The sequence below is a fragment of the Allobosea sp. 01N443 genome (assembly GCF_056399325.1).
This window is the reverse complement of the sequence record NZ_JBFTRC010000092.1, coordinates 1-21,441: the sequence shown is the minus strand read 5'-3', so window position 1 is coordinate 21,441 and position 21,441 is coordinate 1. Positions and strand designations below refer to the sequence as shown.

General features: G+C 61.7%; 11 protein-coding genes and 1 pseudogene. 6 read left to right on the top strand and 6 right to left on the bottom strand.

The features are described from left to right. Positions 1-168: 168 nt before the first annotated feature. The 3 genes from AC1DRP_RS21430 to AC1DRP_RS21420 form a co-directional block, all read right to left on the bottom strand. Positions 169-1,719 (bottom strand): hypothetical protein, encoded by a 1,551-nt coding sequence (locus AC1DRP_RS21430; RefSeq protein ID WP_476769482.1) that lies wholly within the window; start codon positions 1,717-1,719, stop codon positions 169-171. Next, a complete protein-coding gene (locus AC1DRP_RS21425; RefSeq protein ID WP_476769481.1) occupies positions 1,712-4,099 on the bottom strand; it encodes a phospholipase D-like domain-containing protein in 2,388 nt (795 codons plus the stop codon). The genes AC1DRP_RS21430 and AC1DRP_RS21425 overlap by 8 nt, the downstream gene beginning before the upstream one ends. Before the next feature lie 532 nt (positions 4,100-4,631). After that, on the bottom strand, positions 4,632-5,390 hold the full coding sequence (locus AC1DRP_RS21420; RefSeq protein ID WP_476769480.1) for a hypothetical protein: 759 nt from the start codon (positions 5,388-5,390) through the stop codon (positions 4,632-4,634). Positions 5,391-5,755: 365 nt separating this feature from the next. On the opposite strand from AC1DRP_RS21420, the pseudogene AC1DRP_RS21415 reads away from it, so the two are divergent. Next, a pseudogene (locus AC1DRP_RS21415) lies at positions 5,756-5,881 on the top strand (transposase); the annotation flags it as partial. Positions 5,882-6,022: 141 nt separating this feature from the next. Here AC1DRP_RS21415 and AC1DRP_RS21410 read toward each other — a convergent pair. The 3 genes from AC1DRP_RS21410 to AC1DRP_RS21400 all read right to left on the bottom strand — a co-directional run bounded on the left by AC1DRP_RS21410 (position 6,023) and on the right by AC1DRP_RS21400 (position 14,015). Next, entirely contained in the window at positions 6,023-9,382 is a 3,360-nt protein-coding gene (locus AC1DRP_RS21410) for a UvrD-helicase domain-containing protein (RefSeq protein WP_476769479.1), read from the bottom strand. Then, the gene (locus AC1DRP_RS21405) at positions 9,382-12,048 is read right to left on the bottom strand and encodes a PD-(D/E)XK nuclease family protein (RefSeq protein ID WP_476769478.1); all 2,667 of its coding nucleotides are present in this window, start codon (positions 12,046-12,048) and stop codon (positions 9,382-9,384) included. Before AC1DRP_RS21405 ends, AC1DRP_RS21410 begins: the two co-directional genes overlap by 1 nt. A 1,214-nt stretch (positions 12,049-13,262) precedes the next feature. After that, entirely contained in the window at positions 13,263-14,015 is a 753-nt protein-coding gene (locus tag AC1DRP_RS21400; RefSeq protein ID WP_476769477.1) for a recombinase family protein, read from the bottom strand. Between the two features lie 883 nt (positions 14,016-14,898). On the opposite strand from AC1DRP_RS21400, the gene AC1DRP_RS21395 reads away from it, so the two are divergent. The 5 genes from AC1DRP_RS21395 (at position 14,899) to AC1DRP_RS21375 (ending at position 20,601) form a co-directional block, all read left to right on the top strand. Then, the gene (locus AC1DRP_RS21395; protein WP_476769476.1) at positions 14,899-15,279 is read left to right on the top strand and encodes a helix-turn-helix domain-containing protein; all 381 of its coding nucleotides are present in this window, start codon (positions 14,899-14,901) and stop codon (positions 15,277-15,279) included. Next, positions 15,263-17,287, top strand: a complete 2,025-nt coding sequence (locus tag AC1DRP_RS21390) for a VIT domain-containing protein (RefSeq protein ID WP_476769475.1) — start codon at positions 15,263-15,265, stop codon at positions 17,285-17,287. Before AC1DRP_RS21395 ends, AC1DRP_RS21390 begins: the two co-directional genes overlap by 17 nt. A 635-nt stretch (positions 17,288-17,922) precedes the next feature. After that, the gene (locus tag AC1DRP_RS21385) at positions 17,923-18,225 is read left to right on the top strand and encodes a BrxR family transcriptional regulator (RefSeq protein WP_476769474.1); all 303 of its coding nucleotides are present in this window, start codon (positions 17,923-17,925) and stop codon (positions 18,223-18,225) included. Positions 18,226-18,239: 14 nt separating this feature from the next. Beyond that, complete coding sequence (locus AC1DRP_RS21380; RefSeq protein ID WP_476769473.1) at positions 18,240-20,114, top strand: UvrD-helicase domain-containing protein; 1,875 nt, start codon at positions 18,240-18,242, stop codon at positions 20,112-20,114. A 76-nt stretch (positions 20,115-20,190) separates the two neighbouring features. Beyond that, complete coding sequence (locus AC1DRP_RS21375; protein ID WP_476769472.1) at positions 20,191-20,601, top strand: UvrD-helicase domain-containing protein; 411 nt, start codon at positions 20,191-20,193, stop codon at positions 20,599-20,601. The last annotated feature ends 840 nt before the right edge of the window (positions 20,602-21,441 follow it).

Genomic DNA, 21,441 nt, shown 5'->3' with positions numbered 1-21,441 from the left:
GACGAAGGGCGCTCATCGGCTTGGCTTCGGTCATCGGGAGCTCCTGCTGGGCTGGGTGGCTTCAACACCCAAACCCTCCCAGCAGGAGCCTCCCGTCACAAACCCCGCAGCTTTCCCGCGTCAGCGGGTTCGTTCAATCCGCACCGTCCAACGGTCGAGTGCGTCGATTCACGCTGCGGGATTAAACATCAAGCCGCTTTCGTAGCTCAGCGTCATCGCGGTACGCACACGGTCCCCGGTGGGTGCAGGGCTCATGGGTCGCGTTCCGGGAATCACAGTCCAGCCCCCTTCTTCCATCACTACCTTCAACCGTAGGATTGAACGCGCGCCCTGTCTTGCGTCCTGCAAGCCTCGCCCCACGGCCCAGTATACGTGTTGGGCAAGGACCCATGTCTCGATGGCGTGCCTGATCAGGCCGCGCAGGGGCTCGTCTGCTCTCGAGATGGCCTGAGACTTCGCTCTTGAAACGGGAAGGCGATCCTCGCGGTCGAAGGGCTCCGGATCGGATTGTGCCGCAGCAAGGCTGATCGCAAGTCCGCGCGCAATCGCTGCTGGCAGGCTTTGCCTGCCTTTTTCCTTGAGGGCTGTGTTGATTGCGGCGACCGCCTTTGAGACCGGATCGTCAGCGGCGGCCGTGGCGAGCCACTCTGACGCTGGGGCGCTCGGGTCGAGATCAGCCTGCTTAATAAACGCGGCGACCAGTGCAGCCGTATCGCGTGGCCGCTCGGTGATCGCGTCAATGGTCCAGGCGAGGAACGCTTCCAGCGAATGGCGGAACAGTTGTCTGACTTGCAGTCTACGCCAGCGTTCTGAGACCTCCTGGCTTTCGGGTGGCGGTGCAAAGTCGCTCGCCTCGCCARCCAGAGCATTCCTAACGTCGGYGACCGCTTCGTCAGGTAGGGCAGCGAAGGACGGAGCACCGCGGCGGTTGGCGGCGGCAATAAGGAGCGACAGACCGCTACGCCTGTCAGGATGGGCATCGTGACCATTTATGTTGCGGGCAGCGTGTGCTTGTTCTTCCACGGTCAGGTTGCCTAGCGCCCATGCAGGAGCCCATGCGAGCGCCTCTTCCATTGTGACGGTGACCGGGCCGAAATCATTGAAGGCGGGATGAACGAGACGGTCTGCGATCAGCGCTTCGAATGCGAGGATGGCGGGGCGCGCACTAGGCGCTGGCACCATGGCGTTTCCTTGAGGGTCTGAGGCATTTCGCATGAGCCAGCCGAGTGCGCGCAGCCCCGGGCCATAGTTTGCTGCGGCCTGCAGGGCGGTCGAGCCCTCTCTGTTGTCGCGGAAGGCGTTCCAAGCCGGGCCTGAGAACGTATAGGCGGTGCCCGGGGCCATTCCGATAGACTTGGCGATCGGCTGCTTGCCGGGGAGGTCCACATCCTTGTCGGCCAACATCAGAGACCACAGGAAAATCACCTCGCACCGGGCGACAAATGCCCTGAGCTCGGGTCCGCTTGTGTCGAGCCCAAGCAAGGATGTGAGGGTCAGCGCACGGTGCCATGCCCACGCAACAAAGGAGAATGGCCGAACGTGTCGTGCCACATTATTTAACCCCTCGGCGACGCGAGCCATATGTTCGAAATTGGTGCTGCGCAGTCCAAGTGGATCGATCGCACTCGGCGAGATTTTCGGGGCCTGGATCAGGCCAAACCCGTCTGAGGCGGCGGCGGCAGCAGCCAGATCGAGAAGCTTACGGTTCGGTTCAGCCATCATTTCCCTCCGGCCAGACGAGCGCCCGTCCACAGCAATTGGCGGCGGTGGCCACCCCTGCGGCGCGCAATTTTCCTTCTTCCATCTTCGGAAGCGACCGAGAGCACTTTGGGCAGGATGGGGACCAACGCCCCAGTACCAGCACCTTGTCGCGTCCCTTTTCTGAACGGAAGGCGTCTTGGAGAATCTTTGCCTCGCTCGTTCGGGCGCCCAAGAGGGCAGAATAGTTGTCCGACGGAGTGCCTGCAGCGAGCGCGTCGACATAAAAGCGCGCCTGTTCGCGCAGTGTCCTGCAGTTACGAACTTCCTCCCACATATCTGGGTACGTCCGCGGTTGGCCGATTATTGCGCTAAAGGATGACATTGGCGCAGGCGAGGGCGGAGGGCCCCCGAGATCGACCCTCATTCTTAGCAGGCGACCGCGCGCAAGCCTTGCTGGGTCTTCGGACTGGGTTGCCATACGTCCCATCACGAGGGAGGTAGCAGCTTCCTTTCGGGGCCCGTCAACGGGTCCAGACGATATGGCCTCGACAAGCCGTCTGAGCCAGCGTTCGGCAGAACCGGGCGGAATCTTATCGGGCATGCGCTCGCACAAGTACGAGGCCATATCGAAAGCTGTCATCACCCGAACGTGGCTCGCGCCACTGGGTAGCATCGCGTCAAAAATGACTTCGAACGTCTCGAGCAATTGCCGCTTTCCCTTGCGGACGGTCTTCTTGGCGCGCTTGCCGTCGTCTACATTGTCCGGATTGTCCGGATCATCYGGCTCGTTCTCGTCATGCAGCGGTCCGCGCTTTTCGCGCATGGCTGATAGGAGCATATCCATGAAGCGCATCCAGCTCCGATCGTGCCCTGCGGGAGCCATCGTGCCCGGCGCCGCTGGAAGGTCGGCGTTCCAGAGGTCGGTCACAGCCAATGGCGTTGCTGGGCGTGCGCGGGCTCCCGCCGAATGCCTGCCAACTCCTGACGGGCCCGAAGGCCCCAGAGATGACGGGTTATCGTGGAAGAACTCCATCAGGACCCGGACGTCCTCTTCTGTCTCCGTGCCCGTCAGAATTGACATGAAGCTGGCGGCCGCCCTGCCAGTGAACCTGCGCAGCCCCGTGACCGAGGCCAACGACGCGAAGCCTTCAGACACGCCCCTTTCGGCCTCGATCCTGAGGACCGACCTCCCGCCCCTGAGTGCTTCGCTTTCAACGCCGGGAACCGATGCGGCGAAGGTACCGCCTTCCTGGAGTGTGAGGTCGGCGAGGCAGACGCTGCCGTTCGGCCCAAGTCGATAGAGTTTCGCCTCGCCGCGCAGCCTCGGCGAGAGCACTCGTCCACTAACGGTATCGCCACTGAGAACCGCACGCAGCACGCCGGGCTTGCCATCGCTATCGTTGTCGTCGGATTCGATGGCCGGGGTTGGTGGCGGGACAGTCGAAGCTTCCATTGTCCAGCCAAGAATTCTATCGCGCTGAACGCGCGCCACGCAGGCTTCGATATTGGTCTGTCCCGTCAGCGCAGCTGCGGTCGCGTTTGCGCTTCCAGAAACAAGGATCCGGCCTTTCCTGCACAAGATCTCGAAAGCTTTAGCGTGCATGCGCAGCGCCCGGTTCCCAGCGAACGGCTCGGCCTCGACTGGTCTGATGTCGATCCTGGCGTTGAACGGCCAGTTACTTCCCATCGACCCTTCCACGGTTCCGCCCCCATGAGCATGAACGAAAGCATGGTCGAGCGAGAGCATGTCGCAGAAATCGCTAATCGCGTTTCCGTTGTCCCAGTAAGGAGCTGCTGCAATAATTCTGGTCGCGCCGCCAAGACCATCGGCCAGCTCCCGGACGCTCTCCGCGATGGGCGCGTTTAGGGAATGTAAAAGCCTAAAGGAGCCGTCTCGCGGGGATGCTGCGGCTGCGCGTTCGATGTCGGCGGCGATGGCCAAACAATGAGGGCCGGCCTCGTGCGTGGCGCGTGTGGACGAAGCGAGTGTGGTGAAGAAACGTGCGGCATCGTCGAAGGCGTCGCCCGCGAAGCTCGGATGGAGGTGTTCTGCGACTTCGAGGCTGCGACCCCAACCCGAAAAGGTGAGATTACCTGATCCAACAACCAGGTGGCATTCCCCATCCCCAGCAAAGGCGGAAATTTTGGCATGAAATATACCGCGGTCCATTGCGACAGGTTCGATTTCGTAGTCTCGACCGGCGCGCTGGGCGCCTTGTTCGGATAGACCCGCACGCACGCCTTCCGCGTCAGCAATGATTACAGCTTCGCTAGTGCCGCCTCTTACGAGGTTATCGAGGACCACTGCTTCAAAAAATGACAGACTAAGCGCGTAGGTTGTGAAAACTGCCCGGTTCCATGGATGCGCTGCCGCCAACTCGTCAGGTCTGAATTCCAAAATGCTACCCCCCCGGCTAGCACGGATTGTGGACTGCACGCTGCAGACCAGTCACGCCATTGCAGACGATTGACTCTCGATCTCTGCCGAATCAAAAAGTCGAGAGCTAGTGGACGAGAGTAGTCTTGTCGTTCCGCTGGCGCATTACAAATCGGTCTTCGTCAGTCATCTTCGCTTAATGTGAAATGGGCGGTGCACAAAGCGCATTGACCAAACGCATCTGTTCAACAGTCTCGCATTTTGCCTCCCGCAAGCGCGGCGAACCGAACACCCGCGCCAGATTTTTGGCTCGCAAGATGGTGACGTTGATCAGAGGAACTCTATGCCCCGCAAGGTTTCCTCCAGCGGATGACGCGGTCATCGAGAGTAGGCAACTCATAAAGCGCATGAGATCTGATGCCGACAACATCGCGTCCTGACATGAGGCGCCGATGACTCGCAAAAACTCAGGACTTACTCCGGCTCGCCCAAGCTCCTGAGAATTCCTCATGGTCATAACGTTTAATATAATCGCAAACCGCGCATGCTGGGATTAAGGTCCCGGCACGAGGCTCTCGAATGAAGCCAATATCGCGTGCCCCCGCCAGAGCGGCACCGGCGGACCGCCATCAGATCGGTCAACGCCACCTTCTGCATTCACCAGGGAAACCGATGCAAAGTGCCCTGTTTTGCCAATGCGCGAAGCCTTTGCAGCAATCGCGTGCCAATTTCCTGGCAGTTCCGCCGATTTCTTAGAATGTCGAACCGCTCGAACCAGGACCCATTCCGGGCCATGATTCCCGATGAACCATATCGAGGGATCGGCCGAGGGGTTGCCCTGCCATGACATCAGTTTCCTACCCTGCGTCTCCAAATGGTCGCGTACGATCTGGACGGCAAAGTCTTGCAACTCCCAGTCCGTCATCTCAATTGGCTCGTCGCTAACCAGCGAAACCGGATCAAGCGATCTGCCTGTCCGCAAGTCGAGGAGACCCCAACCCGACCCAGTTGCGATCCAACCCTCCCTTTCGCGCTGCATAGGCATGAGGCACGCGTGTCCATTGCAGCCTTCCGCAATCGCCAGGAGTCCTTGCCGGCTCGCCGGCACCTCAAGCTTTCGGTCAACATCTTCAAGGCGGACAAAGAAAAGCTGATTGCCTAACCGGAACGATAGATGCTCAAGGAAGGGCGGATCGAGATTCGCCTTCAACCAAGGAATCTGGGCTTGCACTTGTCGCTCGATGTGACGGCCTGCCGCTTGCCAGCAGCATGCAAAGTCATCGGAGACCTCATGTATTTCAATGTCGTGCAAAGGCCACCCATACGATAGAGCATCGGCCCAAAAAACGAATGCCAATTCTAGGCGATAACGATGCGAAATCAATCTCTTATACCGAGTCTCGGAGATCGTGTCTCGGGCCGGCTTTTCCAATGGGTCGATGGAACTGAGTTCCGGTGGACGGCGGCGGCGGCATAGAAGCGCCATTGCCGTCCCCCGAGGCGCCCGTCGCGGGGCGTGGGATAGTCGAGTTCGTACGATCTGTCGTGGCGTACGCCTCCGGGCGGACGACTACGCCGAATAGCTTGAACTGACCATCCATCCGAAACCCATCATGTGGCGGCCTCGCCGACCACGGACAGAAGCAAGGAACCCGCGGCGCTCGGACCCGAGAGGTCTTGACGGAGGCGGACCGAATACAGAAGCAGATCATCGCGGTTTTGAAGGAGCATCAGGCCGGGTTTGCGGTGGCGGACATCTGCCGGGAGCATGGGATCAGCGATGCGACCTTCCACATCTGGCGCCCGTCACGAAATTGGCGGAGCTGTCGGATATTCGCGCTAAGTCGCCGTGAACGCCTCGACCACAACGTCTCCGTTGATACCAAAGGAGAGGAAAGCCGCAGTCTTGCGCCGCACGCGGATCACCGAGCTTCGGTCGGCTTTTCATAGATTCAATGTCTCCACCCGCCCGGTGGTTGCAAATACGATCAGGCCAACGGCGACGCCAGTCGCGTTCAGGTAATCTCTGACCTGTCCCCGGTAGACCGCGACGACCTTCTCATCGGGATCGACGTCGCTCTTCCAGTCGATGACCAACGACGCACCGCTATCGCCGAACCCGATCGCGTCGGCGATGCCGAAAGTCACGGTGTCAGCGGCATCTCCTTCCGAGAAGGCATAGACCTGACACTCAGGGACGAGCGATCCGCGGACGGACGCCACTTCCGGCAGGTTCAAGGCCCTCGACACTGCAGCGGCCAGTTCAGCCGGATTGCAGCCCCGTCCGGGATGGTCCGCCGGCGTCCGCCCGAGTTCATGAATAAGCACCACAGCCCGCGCTGCGAGACTGGCCTGGTCGTCGGCCGTTTCACCGGTCAACACCTCCTCGAACAGCTTGTGCATAACGAGACCGCGCTCGCGGCCGCCCTGAATGTCGCTTCCGATTGGAAGGTCATAGCCCTCGGACGCTTCGCCGCCGCCGATGACCGACGGMTCGTCCGCGACCGGCTCGGCCTTGTCAGCGTCGCGATGGTCGCTAGGTGCCTTCCAAATCAATCCCCTGGATGCGGTGGCGACCGCGGCGGCTTCCGAGGCGAAAGTCGAGCGTGTCTGCCTGTTCACCGCGGAGGCGAGAAGGGCCGGAACAGCGTCGGCATAAGCCGAGACATCGACCGCAGGCAGATCGCCGATCGTCAGATCGACCACGCCGAGCCAGCTGCGGGCGTCGACCCCGCTGGAAGAGCGCGGCAGGATGAGCAGGTCGCGCGCCCTGGTCGCAGCGACATACCAGAGCCGGACCCGCTCGCGCGCGATCTCATCCTTCTCATCGCTCGTCGCCTGGTCATGGCCCGAGGGCGCGGCTCCGAAGATCTTGCAGTAGAGGTGCGAGGTGCCGCGCTCGATTACCGCGCCGACCGAATTCATCATCCCAGTGGAGGTATTCACTGGCAGCACGATCGGCCATTCCAGCCCTTTCGCCGCGTGCATTGTGTACAGCGAGACGGATTCTTCCTGGGCGTCCGGACGGCCTTCCCCGGCCTTGCTGTCATCCTCCCAGGCGGAGGTCATCGCCTCGGCAAAGGTGCGCAAGCCTCGGATTGCATAGGGGCGCGCCATCGTCAGGAAGAGATCGACGTTGGCGAGGGCGCGCTCGGCCTGGCCTTGATGCCGGGCAAGCAGCGTCGGCCGGACCCGCATCTCGGCGACGGCCTGCGACAAGAGGTCATGAGGCGTTGTCGCGTTGCCGCGCTTTGCGAGCCCCTGCACCCGCGCCAGGAYATCCTTGGCGACCGGGTTGGCGACATGGTCGAGTTCCACCCACAGCGTGAACCGCCCCGGGCCCTCCTGGCCATCGCTTCGGGGCACCGCCCAGGCAATATCGAGCAGCACCTCGTCGGTCAGGCCGACGAGCGGTCCGCGCAGCAGCGCGCCGAGTGCCAGGGTATCACGCGGGTCCGCCAGAACCCGTGTCAGTGCGATCAGGTCCTGGACCTCCTGGCGCCAGAAGAAGCCTTTGCCGGCCTGCGTCGCAACCGGCACGCCGCGGCGCTCCAGCGCCTCCTCGAAACGCCAGAGCCCATTGCCCGTCGGCGCCAGCAGGGCGATGTCGCCCGGCCGACAGAGGTGGATCTCGCCGGTCTTGTGATCATGGACCTGGTGGCTGCCGATCAGGCGCGCGCAAAGCTCTGCGACGGCCTCAGCCTCGGCCGCCTTGCTCGCTTCCGCATCCTTCTGCGCGGGCCCCTCGAAATCGAGAGCTGCCACGCAAGGGTGTTCGCCGCGATCGGCGTGCCAATGATCGAGGGCGGTGAAGCCTAGCTGGTTGTTGATCGAGAGTGGGGTCTCAAAGCGCCCGTTGACGAACTCCAGGATCGACCGGCACGAGCGGAAGTTCGTCGCGATCGAAAGGACATTAGCCGGATCCTGCGCAGCGATGGCTTCACGCGCAGCGACATAGGCGCGGACGTCGGCCCCGCGAAAGCGATAGATCGCCTGCTTGGGATCGCCGACCAGGAACAGCGCGCCCGGCCGCAAGGCGCGGGTGGACCAATCGCCGGAGCCGTCGACATCCTCGCCACACAGGCGCCAGAAGATCTCGGACTGGGCCGGATCGGTATCCTGGAACTCGTCGACGAGGACATGGGCATAGCGGGCAGCCAGCGCCTGCCGAACAGGCTCATGTTTGCGCAGCAGGCCGCGCGCGGATTCGATCAGGTCGTCGAAGTCCAGCAGGGCGGCCGCGCGCTTATAGTCGCGGAACTGCTCGATCAGTGGCCGCAACTCGGCCATGAGCGCCGCCAGCAATCGCCCGGCCGCATTCGAAACAAGCTGATCCCAAGCCTCGCAGACCGCCTCGTAGAAGTTCTCCGCCTCTCCGAAGAGGCGATCGGCTTCGGCCTGGGAGAGCCCCGCTGCCCTGGCTGCCGTGCGCCAGGCGCCCTTGCGACGATAAGCCTTGAAGGTGCCGGAGTTCGTGCACACCGCATCGTCGGGCGCCTCGTTGACCAGGCGCACGAGCACGGCGGGGCCCTCATCAGTGAGCGCCGGCAGCACTGCTGCCGCCATGCGCTCGAACGCAACCACAAAGTCGGCCGTGTCGGGATCCACGCAGGGTGCGCCACTGATGAAGGCGCGCAGCGCGCTGACGGACTGTCTGAAGTCGCCGGCGGGGCCCGCCACGGCCTTCGAAGGGGGTGGCAGGATCTCGCGCGATCGGCGCATGCAGTCGGACACGCGTTCGATGGCTGCGACCGTTTCACCGGGATCGACGGCGACCATCTCGATCAGGAGCTGGCTGCCGTTGGCACCGAGCCGATCACGGATCCAGGCGTCCCGGAGGTCCATGAAGGCGAAGTCGGCGTCGTTGCGGTCGGCGACCGAAGCGCCTGGGTCGATGCTGGCTTCCGCCGGGTAGGGTTTGATGAGCTTCTGGCAGAAGCCATGGATGGTCGAGCAGCTCAGCTCGTCGATCTCCTGGCTGGCACGCCGGAGGTTCGCATTCTGTTGAGCATCGAGCGCGCCATGGATGACGCTGGCGAGCTCGACCGGGATGCGGCCGGCCGACAACTCCTCAACGAACTGACGGACGCGCGCCAGAAGCTCGCTGGCTGCGAGTTCCGTGAAGGTGACCGCCGCGATGCTGCGCGGACGGATGCCCGAGACCAGCATCATGGCGATGCGTCCGCCCATGATCGCGGTCTTGCCGGATCCGGCGCCGGCCTCGATCAGCAGTGAACGGTCATGCGCCGTCATGGCGACGATGCGGTTCGCCTGGTCGGGCAGGCTTCGCGAAACAGCAGTCATCAGATCGCCTCCCAAACAGCGGCCGCCGGCCCGAGCATTGATGTCGACGCCCCCTGCTTGCGCGGGTGGTAGCCGTTCTTCGCATTCGCCGGCAGCGCGAAAAGAAGGTCGTTGTACTGGTCGGGGGTATCGGGCCCAGGCAACGCGTGTCCGGACTTCAGACTGTCCCGCGCTGTGGCGAGGTATCCGGTCAGCTCGCCCAGGACCGCATTCGCGTCCTCAAGCGGAACTGTCCGGCCGGAACGCGGGTAGCGCAGCGCAGCCTCGACATGGACGTCGTCGCCCAACAGGACCTTCACCGCGAAGGCATAGAGGCAGCGCTGAAGCTCTTTGCCGCCGTTGATGACGAAGGCCTCGTCGGCCTTGGGCGGCTTGCCGGTCTTGTAGTCGCTGACCCTGGCGATGCTGGTGTCGCCCGCCAGATCGATCCGGTCGATGAAGCCCGAGATCAGGAAGCCCGTACCGGGAATTCTGACCGACTGTTTTGGATCCCAGGGCAGATCGGCCGAGGCCTCGTGGTCAGCGCGCGCGAACGGCACCTCCGCGTAGCTCTTCTGACCGGGCAACGGAGCCTCGTCCTGTGGCCGCACAGCGATGCCTGCGAGATTGCGGACATCGTCGAGGGTCCTGAGCCAGATCGCCGGTGGCGGCACGGCTTGTGTCGCCTCGAACTGTGCCGCGACTTGCTGGGCGGCAGCCGCGATCGCGATTTCGACCTGCTCCTGGCTGGCACCAGCCAATCCTCCCGCAGCCTCGAGGCGCTTGACGGCGCCATCGAGCGTCGCATGCAGGATCTCGCCGTAGCCCCGATTGTCGAGAGTCAGTGGCTCGGTGCCCATGCGAGGCGTCTTGAGGCCCAGGCCATATCGCCAGACGAAGCCGAGCGGGTCGCGCAGGAGCTTGCGCAGCGAGGTCGCCGACTGGCTGCGAGCCAGGACGAAATCGAGTGCCGGATGATCTGCCCGGACCAACCCGTCATGAGGCGTGATTACAGCGAGATGCCAGTCGATCCAGCAGCCTTCAGCGGATGCGGCCAGCGGGGTTGCGCGGAACTCGTCGACCCTGGCGGCCAGACGGTCGACTTCGCTCATCGCATGGGCCGGCGTCCGGTTGCGCTGGAGATAGACGTCAGCACCATGGAGGCCATGCAGGAGCGGGCTCTTGCCCAGCATGCGGCCTTCACCGTCACGCCGGGGGCGCGAGAGCACCACCTCAGTGCGGGCGGTAGCGAGAATGGTCTCGAAGTCACGCCGGTCCGCCGTTCCGATCGGAAGCGGGTCGATTTCTTCGCTCGGGATGATGTGATCGGGCAGCAGGCGATCGTCTGACGCCAGCCTCGGCCAGGCGCGCGAAGTCAGCCCGAGCAGGCGCACGAAGGGACGCGGGCTCGCAGACAGAGCTGAGGCCGGCATCCAGGCGATGGAAGCGGGCGCCGGCGCGCTGTCGTCGAGGCGGATCCCGCCGAGTGTGATCGGGATGGCGATGGCAGGCCCGTTCCCCAGAGCCTTGAGCCAGATACGAAGCGCCGGCTTCGGCAGGATCTCGCGACCGATCTCCTCTGCCTTCGCCAACCCGCCTGCGAGCGTCTGGACGATCGCCTTGAGCTGCTGGCTGTGATCGACCTCATCCGGCCAGTCATTGGCAGAGACTTGCGCCATGAAGCGGTTCCAGGCCGACAGCGACGACAGCGGTGCGTCTTCCGGCAGGATGCGAGACCAACGCTCGGGGAGGTCAGCGAACGGCCCTGTATCCCTGCACAGCGACGACAGGCGCCGAAGCCTCGCCTGCGACAGTCCCCGCGAGAGAATGTCGGCGAGGGCAGCAGCAGCCTGTCCTTCGCGCGTCGCCATGGCGCTCGTGCCGTGGACGAAGCGGATATCTAAGTTGGCATCGCTGCGCAGGGTCAGCATGTGGTCGTCGTAATCGGCGGGGCTTGCCGCGGCGATCGCGATCTCAGAGGGTTTGGCCCGCCCGGAGGCAACGAGCTCGCGCGCCCACCGGATCGCCTCGATCACCTCGTGAAGCGCGGTCGCCGTGCTCACGTTTGTCAGCTTTGGCGAAGCAGCGTCCTCCCGGATAATCTCGACGCCGGCTCCATCAAGCCAGGCAGGCACATGCCGCGGCCCGGCCTGCCAAGTGACGGGCACATGCTTCGTCAGCCCCAGCAGAAGCGGGCGCCAGCAGGGCGACATCTCGGTCTGGCCGATGATCTCGATCGATCCAAGGACCGCGGGAGCATGCTCGATCCGGGCGATCGCGCGCTCGACCAGGTCGCAAGGCCGCATCATACCGGCTGGTAACTTGGTAATGACGGCCTGCTCCAAGGCAGCGACCGCGGCGATACGTGAGTTCTCGCCCGCTCGTGCCTGGAGGTCGATGCCGGATCGCCAGACCTTGTGCAGGGTCTCGGCCGCCGCGCTCGTCATGCCCGGCAGCAGCTTGATCCCGTCGAGCTCGCGGAGGTCTGTCGATGGCAGAGCCTCATGGATTGCGTCGGTGAGTGTGTCGTTGTCGATTCCGCGAGAAAAGCCGCCGGCGAGGCGGGCGGCCGCCTGCTCGAAAGTCACAACGGCTGTGCCAAAAGCGCCAGCTTTGGCCAGATCGACACGGAGCGCCCTCATTGCGATGCGGCCGTGTGCAATCAAGGTCTTCCGCAGATGGTTCAATCGATCCTCCAACAATATCACGGTAGGCGATCATGCTATCGCACAGCCGTCTCCGGCGAGATGTCAGTGGGATCCGCAAATCGAGCGGCGTCGGACCAAGGATGGTTTTGCGCACTGATTGGGACTTGGCATCAAGCTCGGGCTGTAGAGAAAGCTTCGTCGCTCCTAACCTAAGGACAGTCAGTCAGCTGCTGGCGCCCTCCACGCTAAATAGGTTGCTGCGGCATTCGCCACTTGTTATTTTCTGCCAAAGGATTGTGCGTCCCAGACATGTGCGGGGAGTTCGACGGCTTTGCCACGCGACCTGGTCTCCCTTCCGACGACCCGAGCGGGTATCTCGCGATTGGTCGTCAGTCGCTTGGCCAGCGCCGGCGTGCAGGTTGCGCCACTCCTGCCGCTCGAGATCGAAATGGGACGGAAGGGCGGTCACGCCGAGTAGCATCGCTGAGTTCTACCTGCGCGAGGGGATCGCCTCGTCCCTATAGTTGGTGAAGGAGTTCTTCGACACCTCGAGGCCCGGATTGCCGAGTTCGAGCGAGCGCAGCGCAGCGAAGGTGACTGACGGCCTCCCGCGCGCTCAGGCGGTCGCGGATCTGGGTTGATCGTGATCCGCGTGCGGGGGATTGTCCGTTATTTTGTGTTCAGGGCCATAGTAACGCCGATGGAGGCGCATATGGTCATCAAGAAGGATACGTTGGATCAGTTGCTTGCTGGGCGTGATCCGCGGGCTGTTTCCGCGAAGGACGGGCTGGTCGATGAGCTGAAGAAAGCGCTGCCGCCAGCTCGCCTACCGGCTGCGGCTCGGGTGACGAGGGCGGCCAGGCAGCCCCGCTTCTCGACCTCGGCGATGTCCCGTCAGTGTCGAAGCCGACCGCCCAGTAGCAAGTAAAGGACGATGTTCGGAGCCAAATCTGGTCGTGGCGGGAGTACGTGCCCCCTAATGCCCCCCGAACCGGACCACTCCGAAATATGTTATGACCGTTTCCGCCGCTTGCTATTTCCGGCCAAAGGTTTGCTCGCCCTTATCTACTAGTGTGTGTGTGCTCAGCCCAGACACGATCAGGGGAGTTCGACTGATCCGCCCCCACCGAGAGGTCCGATTTGATTGTTAGTGGATGGTGGGTCTGACGGCTAGCGCGGGCGGCGTAGCTGCTCTGGGTTGCGCAGCCGCCCGCGCGGTCATGGTGATGAGCCAAGGTTCAGACCAATGTATTTCATGGGCGTGAACGCTCCAAGTTCCGCTTGGATTTGGACTTTCGGGCGTCCGTGCGCTGCCGAGACCGCCGCTGGGACGAGGCATCCGACTCAACGTAGCCGGCCGCCTTCAAGGCATTGGCTACGCCCACGTGACTAATCTCGATGCGCTCCTTCCGCATTGCCGCCGCTATGGCGCGCAGGGAATGCCCTTGGGACCTGAGCGTGAGCATTCGTCGCAGAATGGCGCGTCGGCGCCGGTCCGGTTCGAGTTCACCACTCGAATTGACTGTGAACCCAAACGGCGCCTTTCCGCCGAGATAACGCTGTTCGCTTCGTTCCCTTATCTTCAGGATCCGCATTCGCTCGGCGGGCAGCTGTCGTTCGCCGATTGCGAGGGGCCCGAGAATGGCAATGAGCACCTCCGACAGCTTACCCCGTGCGATGTCCCCGCCCAGATCAAGACTGTGAACGCTCGCTTCTCGCTCCTGCAACATTCTGAGGATCGTGATCCCTTGAGACGCTGTACGAAAAAGGCAGCCCTGATCAGGAACAATGAGGGTGTCGCCGCGGCCAAGCATCCTCAGGACATCTCTGCCCTGGGTTCGCTGGTCGAATGCGATGAATGCTTCCCTTGCATCTTCAAGATAGATACCGCGGACCTGCCATCTATGGCGCCTGGCGTACTGCTCGATTGAAAGCCTCGCGGCCTCCCATTCGCCGGCATCATCGTCCGCTTCGTCTATCGCCCAGCTATATCCGATGACCTTCATCCCGCCTCCTCGAGGAGTGGAAAGATGCTAGGCAATATTACAACATGATTTATTATTCTCCTGCAATTGCAACAAGTTGTGCTCAATATTGTCCGCTTTTTTCTCCGCTGCCTCGCTCATGTAGGTGGCGGCGTTCGGAAATCATATTCGAAACGAATGTTTCCAAAAAAAATGACAGGCGGCAACCGACGACGAACAGAACCCACCGTCTAGTCAAAACCAGGGGACGACGTGATGGCGTATCTTAGCAGGCGAGCAATCCGGCCGCATCGATTTGATAAGTATCTCTTCTCAAATGAGAAGAAATATCCCATGACTTCCTACAAAGATCTCTGGCGCGCCTCGCGAACCAAGGATGGATTTGAAGTTTGGCTTAAAAATAACGGAATATTGAAGAATTAATATCAAGAATTTAATTCAAGTTATTGGAAGATGTTGAAAGTTCATTTCCAAGATATTTGTGCTGCTGTCCGGGAGGTTGCGCTGAAAAGCGCATGGCAAGGGACTGCTCCCCTCGCGGGAGAGGTGCGCATGGGCTCCAGCCGAGACTTCCTGATCTTGAGAAATGGAGCCTTGCAAGTGATCCGGTGGGTTAATGTTGCCTGGTTAGAACCCCAAGCGATCCTGCATCTACGGACTGACTATTGGCACGTTGTCGGCGGTGCGCTCGCCTCCGCGCGGGGCCGCAAGCGAACAGCGTGATAACCGGTAACTAGAATTCGAAGCGCATGAATGATTGCAGGACGTATGAAAGCCGCCAATCCACGCAGGTGCGGGACAGGGCGCGCTCCAATGAGCCCTCTCAGGCCTACGACAAAAATCTTGTAGAAAGGCCTTGATGTCGATCCTGCCTATCGACATATAGCTTGTCGAAAGGGCGATCATGAACATCCGCGAGCTGACCGAGCGCGCCGGCATTCCGGAGCGCCAGGTGCGCTACCTGATCTCCGAAGGGCTCCTGGCTCCGCCGCGCGGCGGCAGGGCCAACGCCGACTATGGGGACGATCACCTCGAGGCGATCGCCCGCTATCGGCGCCTGCGCGAACTCGGGTTTCCGCCAGCGGCGATCAAACTTCTCCTCCAGGCGCGCGAGGGAGCCCCATTCCCGATCGCGCCCGGTGTGACGCTTGTCGTGAGCCCTGACCTGATGGGGACAGGTCAGCCCGTGGAACCTCTGGTGGAAGGCGTCCAGCGCCTTCTGACCGATCTCTTGAAGGAGCATGCGCATGCGGCAGACGGCGGAACAGATGCAACACAGGATTGATCCTCTCGCCGCCTTCATCGCCGCAGCGTCATCGGCGCGCCTGGCCCATCCGGTTCCGCTGGTGGCGACCAGCATCGATGTCCGCATCGAGGCCGGCGTCGCCATCGTCGCGACGAAGCGGACCTACCGGAATGTGGAAGCGACCGACATCGAAGCGACCCTGACCTTTCCTGTGCCGGTTCACGCCGCCCTGTTCGACCTCGAGGCGCGCGTCGACGGCCGCGTCCTGAAGGCGAGGGCCCAGCAAAAGGCCGCCGCGCGCGAGACCTACGAGGACGCCATCGAGCGCGGCAAGGCCGCGGTGCTCCATGAAGAGCTGCTGCGCGGCATCCACATGCTGTCGGTCGCCAATCTGCGGCCGGGCGGTGAGATCGAGGTGGTCTCGACCTGGGCGACGACGCTGACCTGCATCGAGGGCGAGGGACGTCTGCGCATTCCGATGACGGTCGGTGATGTCTATGGCCAGTCCGGCCTGCCGGATTCCGACGAACTAGGTCTGGGTGGAGCAAAGCAGGAGGTCGAACTCGCGGTCCGCTGCGCCGATGGAGCTGTCGCACTGGTCGGCGGCGCGCTGGCCGAGGGGCGCGCGACGGTGGCGAACAACGCACCGGTTGRCCTCGTGGTAACCGCCTGGACGCCGCGAGACCTCAGGGGGCAGGCTGCGACGGGGCGCACCGTATCGCTGCGCGTCGAGCCGCTGCCGGCAGCGGACGGACCGATCGATGCGGCGATCCTGGTCGACCATTCCGGGTCGATGGCGGGGATCGTCGGTCCAGGCGGCCTGACCCAGCACGAAGCGGCGCGGCGCGGCATCATTACGATCTCCGACCGGATATCCGACAAGGACCGGATCGTGCTGTTCGAGTTCGATGACGATCTCACGCGGGTGACGCTCCCGTCCGATCCGGCAGCCGACGGAGGCGCCGCAACGGAAACGGCAGCAGGAGACCGGCTTCGCGCATTGGCCGGGCGCCTGAGCGAACCTCGGGGCGGGACCGAGATTGGGGGCGCGCTCAGCGGCGTGATCGCGCAGTCGACGGTCCGCGATATCCTGCTGATCACCGATGGCCAGAGCCATGCGCTCGACGTCCATGAACTGGCGCGGTCCGGCCGCTGGATCACTGTCGTGCTGGTCGGTCAAGGCAGCCTCGAGGCCAGGGTCGGCCATCTTGCCGCGCTGACCGGCGGCGAGATCTTCATCGCTTCGGGCGCCGATCTGACTGGCGTGCTGACGGCCGCACTGTCGGCGCTCCGTCGGCGCGCTGAGCTTCCTGCGCGCGTCACTGACAAGCTCGAGCGGCTGACGGCGGTCCGCGGCGGCGCCCGGCTGACGGCGGAATGGCAGGGTCGGGGAGGGGCTTCCGGGGGCGACGACGCCATCGAGCGCGCCGTCTTCGCGCTAGCGGCGGCCCTGGCCTTGCCCGGCCTCGATGAGAAGGGGGCTGCCGCACTTGCCGAGGAAGCCGGACTCGTCAGCCATCTGACGAGTCTCGTCCTGGTCGATGAGGCCGCCGCCGCACAGGATCGCCTTCCCGTCACGCGCAAGATCGGCCTTCCGCCGCCAGGAGTCAGCGTCTCGCGCCCTGCGAGATTGTGTTCGTTCAGCGACTCTTCGACCGGCGCCTCCCCGCTGGCTCGTGTGAAATCGGCGCCGCCGCCGATGAGCCGGAGGACGCACGCGATTGATTGGAGCACGCAGGCGAGACGACTTGCCCTGGGCGATCTCAGCGAACTCGACGCGGATCTGGCCCGACGGATTATCGAGGCGGCGAAACTGCCCGGCGTCGTCACCGAGGCGCAGCGCCGCCATCTCGATCCGGTGTTGCTGGTGATCGCAATTCTCGCCCTGGCCGAGAAGGCGGACCGCGCGGCAGAGCGAGTGGCGAAGGCCATCTGCAAGGGCAGCCTGACAGCGGACCCCGAAGTGGTGCGCCTTATACTCGTACACGTCCGGGAACCGAAACGGCAGCTCAGCCTTCTGCAGAGCCTCTTTAAGAAAGAGTTTTAGCGGGCGCGTCCGTCGAACTTCAAATTGGCGGCCGGCAACAAGATAGCTGGCCGCCTCTCATACCCGGTAAGCGAGCCGAAAGGCCTTCGGGTGGACTTTGCCGCTCCGCAGCCTCGTACCGTCCACAGAACCCGCTTCCGTTCGAAGCTGGAAAATTCCAGTTTAGCGGCACGGGCTGCGGACGGAGTTTTCGGCATAAGGAACTCGAAATTCACTTAAGGCGCAGATCGCTTTCATCCTGCACCAAGCCAAGGGATGGACGCCGGCTCTCGAGGCGCCGCAAGGCAAGCTTTTGTCTGAAAATGACAAGACCGCTACGAAACGGGGATGCTAGGGCTCCTGCGCTGTCTCGCAGCCCAAAGCGCAATGTCGAACGTCGATGCTGCGGACAGAAACTTGGTGTCGCGCGGATGGAGACGGACCTTTTGACGCTGAGTCATTTGACGTAGCCAAACTCTCAATCGGGCCGCTATCGAGCGCAGTCGATAGCGAGGCCTGCGGGACGTGTTGTGCAATTTTCATCGTTGAAGAATCCGGTTGATGTTGCTCGCGCTGAAGCGGCCTTTGAGGCTGCCTGGGACCAGATCGAATGTACTTGCGCAGATGCTCGAGATTCAAGGCTGCCGGAGAGCGGAGTGCTAGCGGAGAACGACCGCGATTGGAACAACACGCAGATCACGCTGGAAATCAGGCCCCACCCCGCCCTTTTGGGAACGCAGGCCAAGGTCATCGCGCTCGATTACGGAATGCGTGGGCGCAAGGCGAAGATCAAGGTCCGTCCTGCGCTGCTATACTACGCGGCCAGGCGTCTCGGGCTTGATACTGATCCAAGTGCAAGGAAGCCGGAGGCTCAGCAGATCGAGCGCGCAAGGGGATCGGAACAATTTGCCTCGAGCGCAGACCTGCAGGTGAAGTTAGCACGAGACATTGTTCAGTAAGGAATTCTGCAGCCATGAATATTGCTTGGAAAGCTCCACTGGATGCAGACTGGGATGCAGATCAGCTCCAAGTGATCGAGGCGGGTACGGATGCCCGGCTTATCGTCGAGGCGGGCCCCGGAACCGGAAAGACGGCCGTCGCTTGCGCGCGCCTTGCCTACCTGATCAATGAGGAAGATATCGAACCCAGCAATACTTGGATGATCAGCTTCACGAGGACCGCAGTAGCGGAAATCCGTGCACGGCTGCATTCTTACGTGGGCGATGCATCCTTTGCGATTCGGATCGCGACCATCGACTCGCATGCGTGGTCCATCCATTCTGGGCATGATCCGAATGCTAGGCTGACCCGATCGTACGAGGAGAACATCGYCCGAGTCATCGAACTGTTGAAGACTGACGAGGACGTGGCAGACGAACTGTCGCAAATCGAGCACGTCGTTATTGACGAGGCGCAGGACCTCGTCGGGCAGCGAGCGGACCTGATCGATGCTCTGGTGGAACGGCTGCCTTCCGACTGCGGGGTCACGGTCTTCGCCGACGAGGCCCAGGCAATCTATGGCTTCACCGATGACAGCATTGGACGCCACAACGGGGCAATTTCCAAGCCCGGCAAGCCGCTGCTCGACCGTTTGCGGGCCGCGAAAGCACCGGGCTTCGCCACGATGGTCCTGACGGAGATCTATCGCACGACCTCCCCCGGGCTTCGCAAGATCTTCTCTGAACTGCGGAAAGATGTCCTCGATAAACAGAACCACCGTGACGGATTGCACGCCGAGACAGCGGAAAGAATCCGAGAGCTGGCGGACAAGCGAGGTCTGAAGTGGACCCAGATGAAGGTCGCCGACTTCGCCAGCGACGATCTTCTGCTCTTCAGAAATCGTGTCGAAGTGCTCATGGCTTCGCAGTTCTGTGATCTTCCACATCGGCTGCGCCTGTCAGGATATGGCGTAACGTTACCGGCATGGCTGGCGATCTGTTTCTCGGATTTCGTCGAGCCGTTCCTCGCCGAGCGGCGCTTTCTTGACCTTTGGGCAGCGCGCATCGAGAACAAGGTGGCGCCTCAGTACGGGCCGGGCGAAGCCTGGCAGCACCTCATGCGCGTTGCAGGGCGGAAGGATGGCTCCATCGACATGCAGAGGCTGAGACGGCGGCTGGGCCAGACCCGGCCCCCGGTCGAGCTGACTCTCCCTGAGTACGGCCTTCACGGACCGATCGTGGGGACGATTCACGCGAGCAAGGGTCGAGAGGCGAGAAACGTCGTTCTGCTGCTGCCGAACGGTCCGGAATTCGAGAGCATCGAGAATGAGACAGAAGAGGCGCGAGTGCTTTTTGTCGGCGCCACGCGCGCGCGCGCATCACTCAGTGTCGGGGAGAGCAACGCCTTCAGAGCGTCAACGTTAGCATCGGGGCGGGTTCATCGCTCAGCGAGAAACGGTAAATCGACGATGGTCGAGATCGGTCGTGACGGCGACATCACCGCGCGCGGTCTTGTTGGTCGCAGCGAATTCAGCGCAGCCGATGCCTCGGCAGGGCAAGCTTTTCTCACGAAGGTCGCGGATGTTGTCACCACGTACAAACTGGAAACCGATCCCGACCTGGATTGGCGCTACAGGATCCACGCCGGTAGCGAGGGCCCCTGTGTTGGTGCCCTGTCGCGCAACCTCACCTATGACCTATGGGAGATACTTTCGAACAGAGGACAGAAGCAAAGCCACAAGCCACCGAGCTACGTGAATCATGTGAGAGGTCAGGGCTGTGCTACGATGGTTCTGGCCCCGGACGACAGTGATCTTGAGACCCTGAATGAGCCTTGGGCTTCCTCCGGTTTCGTCCTGACGCCGAGAATTGCGGCGTTTCCACCGTTTTTCTTTTTTGGCCGAAGATAACAGTCATCCAAGGAGACTAACGAGGATTTCGCGTGGCCCCTGGACATCCACGGCTGAAGCGTTCGATCGAGACCAAATGTCGAATGCGGGTGCAACTACTGAAGCATGCCATCTGCTTACGGGCTGGGATGCGGAGCAGTTGCGCGAGATCACAGCGGATAGGGATGCTCGGCTGATCGTCGAAGCAGGAACTGGTACGGGCAAGACGGCCGTCGCATACGCTCGTCTTGCACACCTAATAGCAGAAGAATTCATCGAGCCAAGCAACATCTTAATGATCAGCTTCACGAGAGCAGCTGAGGGAAATCTGCAGGGACAATCCAGTCCCTCCGCCCACGACCAAATGCCGCCGCTGCGGGGGCCGCGGCGCCGTGCCTGCAAGCAGGCCGGTCGATCAGGACCAAATACCCCATCTCTTCCGAGAAGCGGCTGCGTTTCATTGTCCGGGTCCTCTTGCGGAGCCAGAACGAACTTCAAACTGGATTAGGAACCCCGCCTCACGGGGGCAAACTTGCGCGCGCCGTTTGACAGATTGTCTCTGAACCGGGGAAGCGGTCGAGCACACGGAAGCCGATTTGCCAGTCGCCATACCAGCTCTCGATCCTGCGTAGGCATTCCGGTGCGGTAACGGGGTCCAATTTCATCTCAACCTGATGACTGAAGCCTGGCATCACGCTCTACCGCTATCGCAAGATCGCGGAACTGCTGCGATCGACGGCTGGCTGGGTCGTCTACGAGCGGGTCGAGCGCATTTGGCGACACGAGGGGCTGAAGGCTCCTGCCCGGAAACCCTAACGAGGTCAGCATTAGATTAGAATCAGGCCACCGAATGGGGCGGCCCAGACGGCTCGTGCGGTGAATAGTCAAGTTATTCTCCGCAGGGAATGCGGATAGTAATGCGAGAAGTGCACGCCTATTATGATGAATAAACTTTAATCATAAAGGATTTTTACTAGAACCTATCGTTTTAATAGCAGTAAAGCGACGTATTAATACTGATTGAGGCGTCAGTTATATCTCGAAAATCGATAATCGGCTCGCGTGTTCGTCCATTGTCATTTTTGCAGAATTTGCAATAACTTATATCCTGTTGACATCTGGTATAAACAACGATACGATGTTGAAATTATACACAATATCTTTATATATTGACGCGTTATTTGATGCCATTATTTTCGAAATTTGTTTTTATTTGTGTCTTGCCAAGTTTTCTGATGGCAACGACTGATCCAATATTGTTCTTGTAAATAAGAAATCAGCGTACGTCGTTCTGAAAGAGAGGCTCGATATGTAAATTCATATCGGCAGCCTACAGGATCTACAGGAT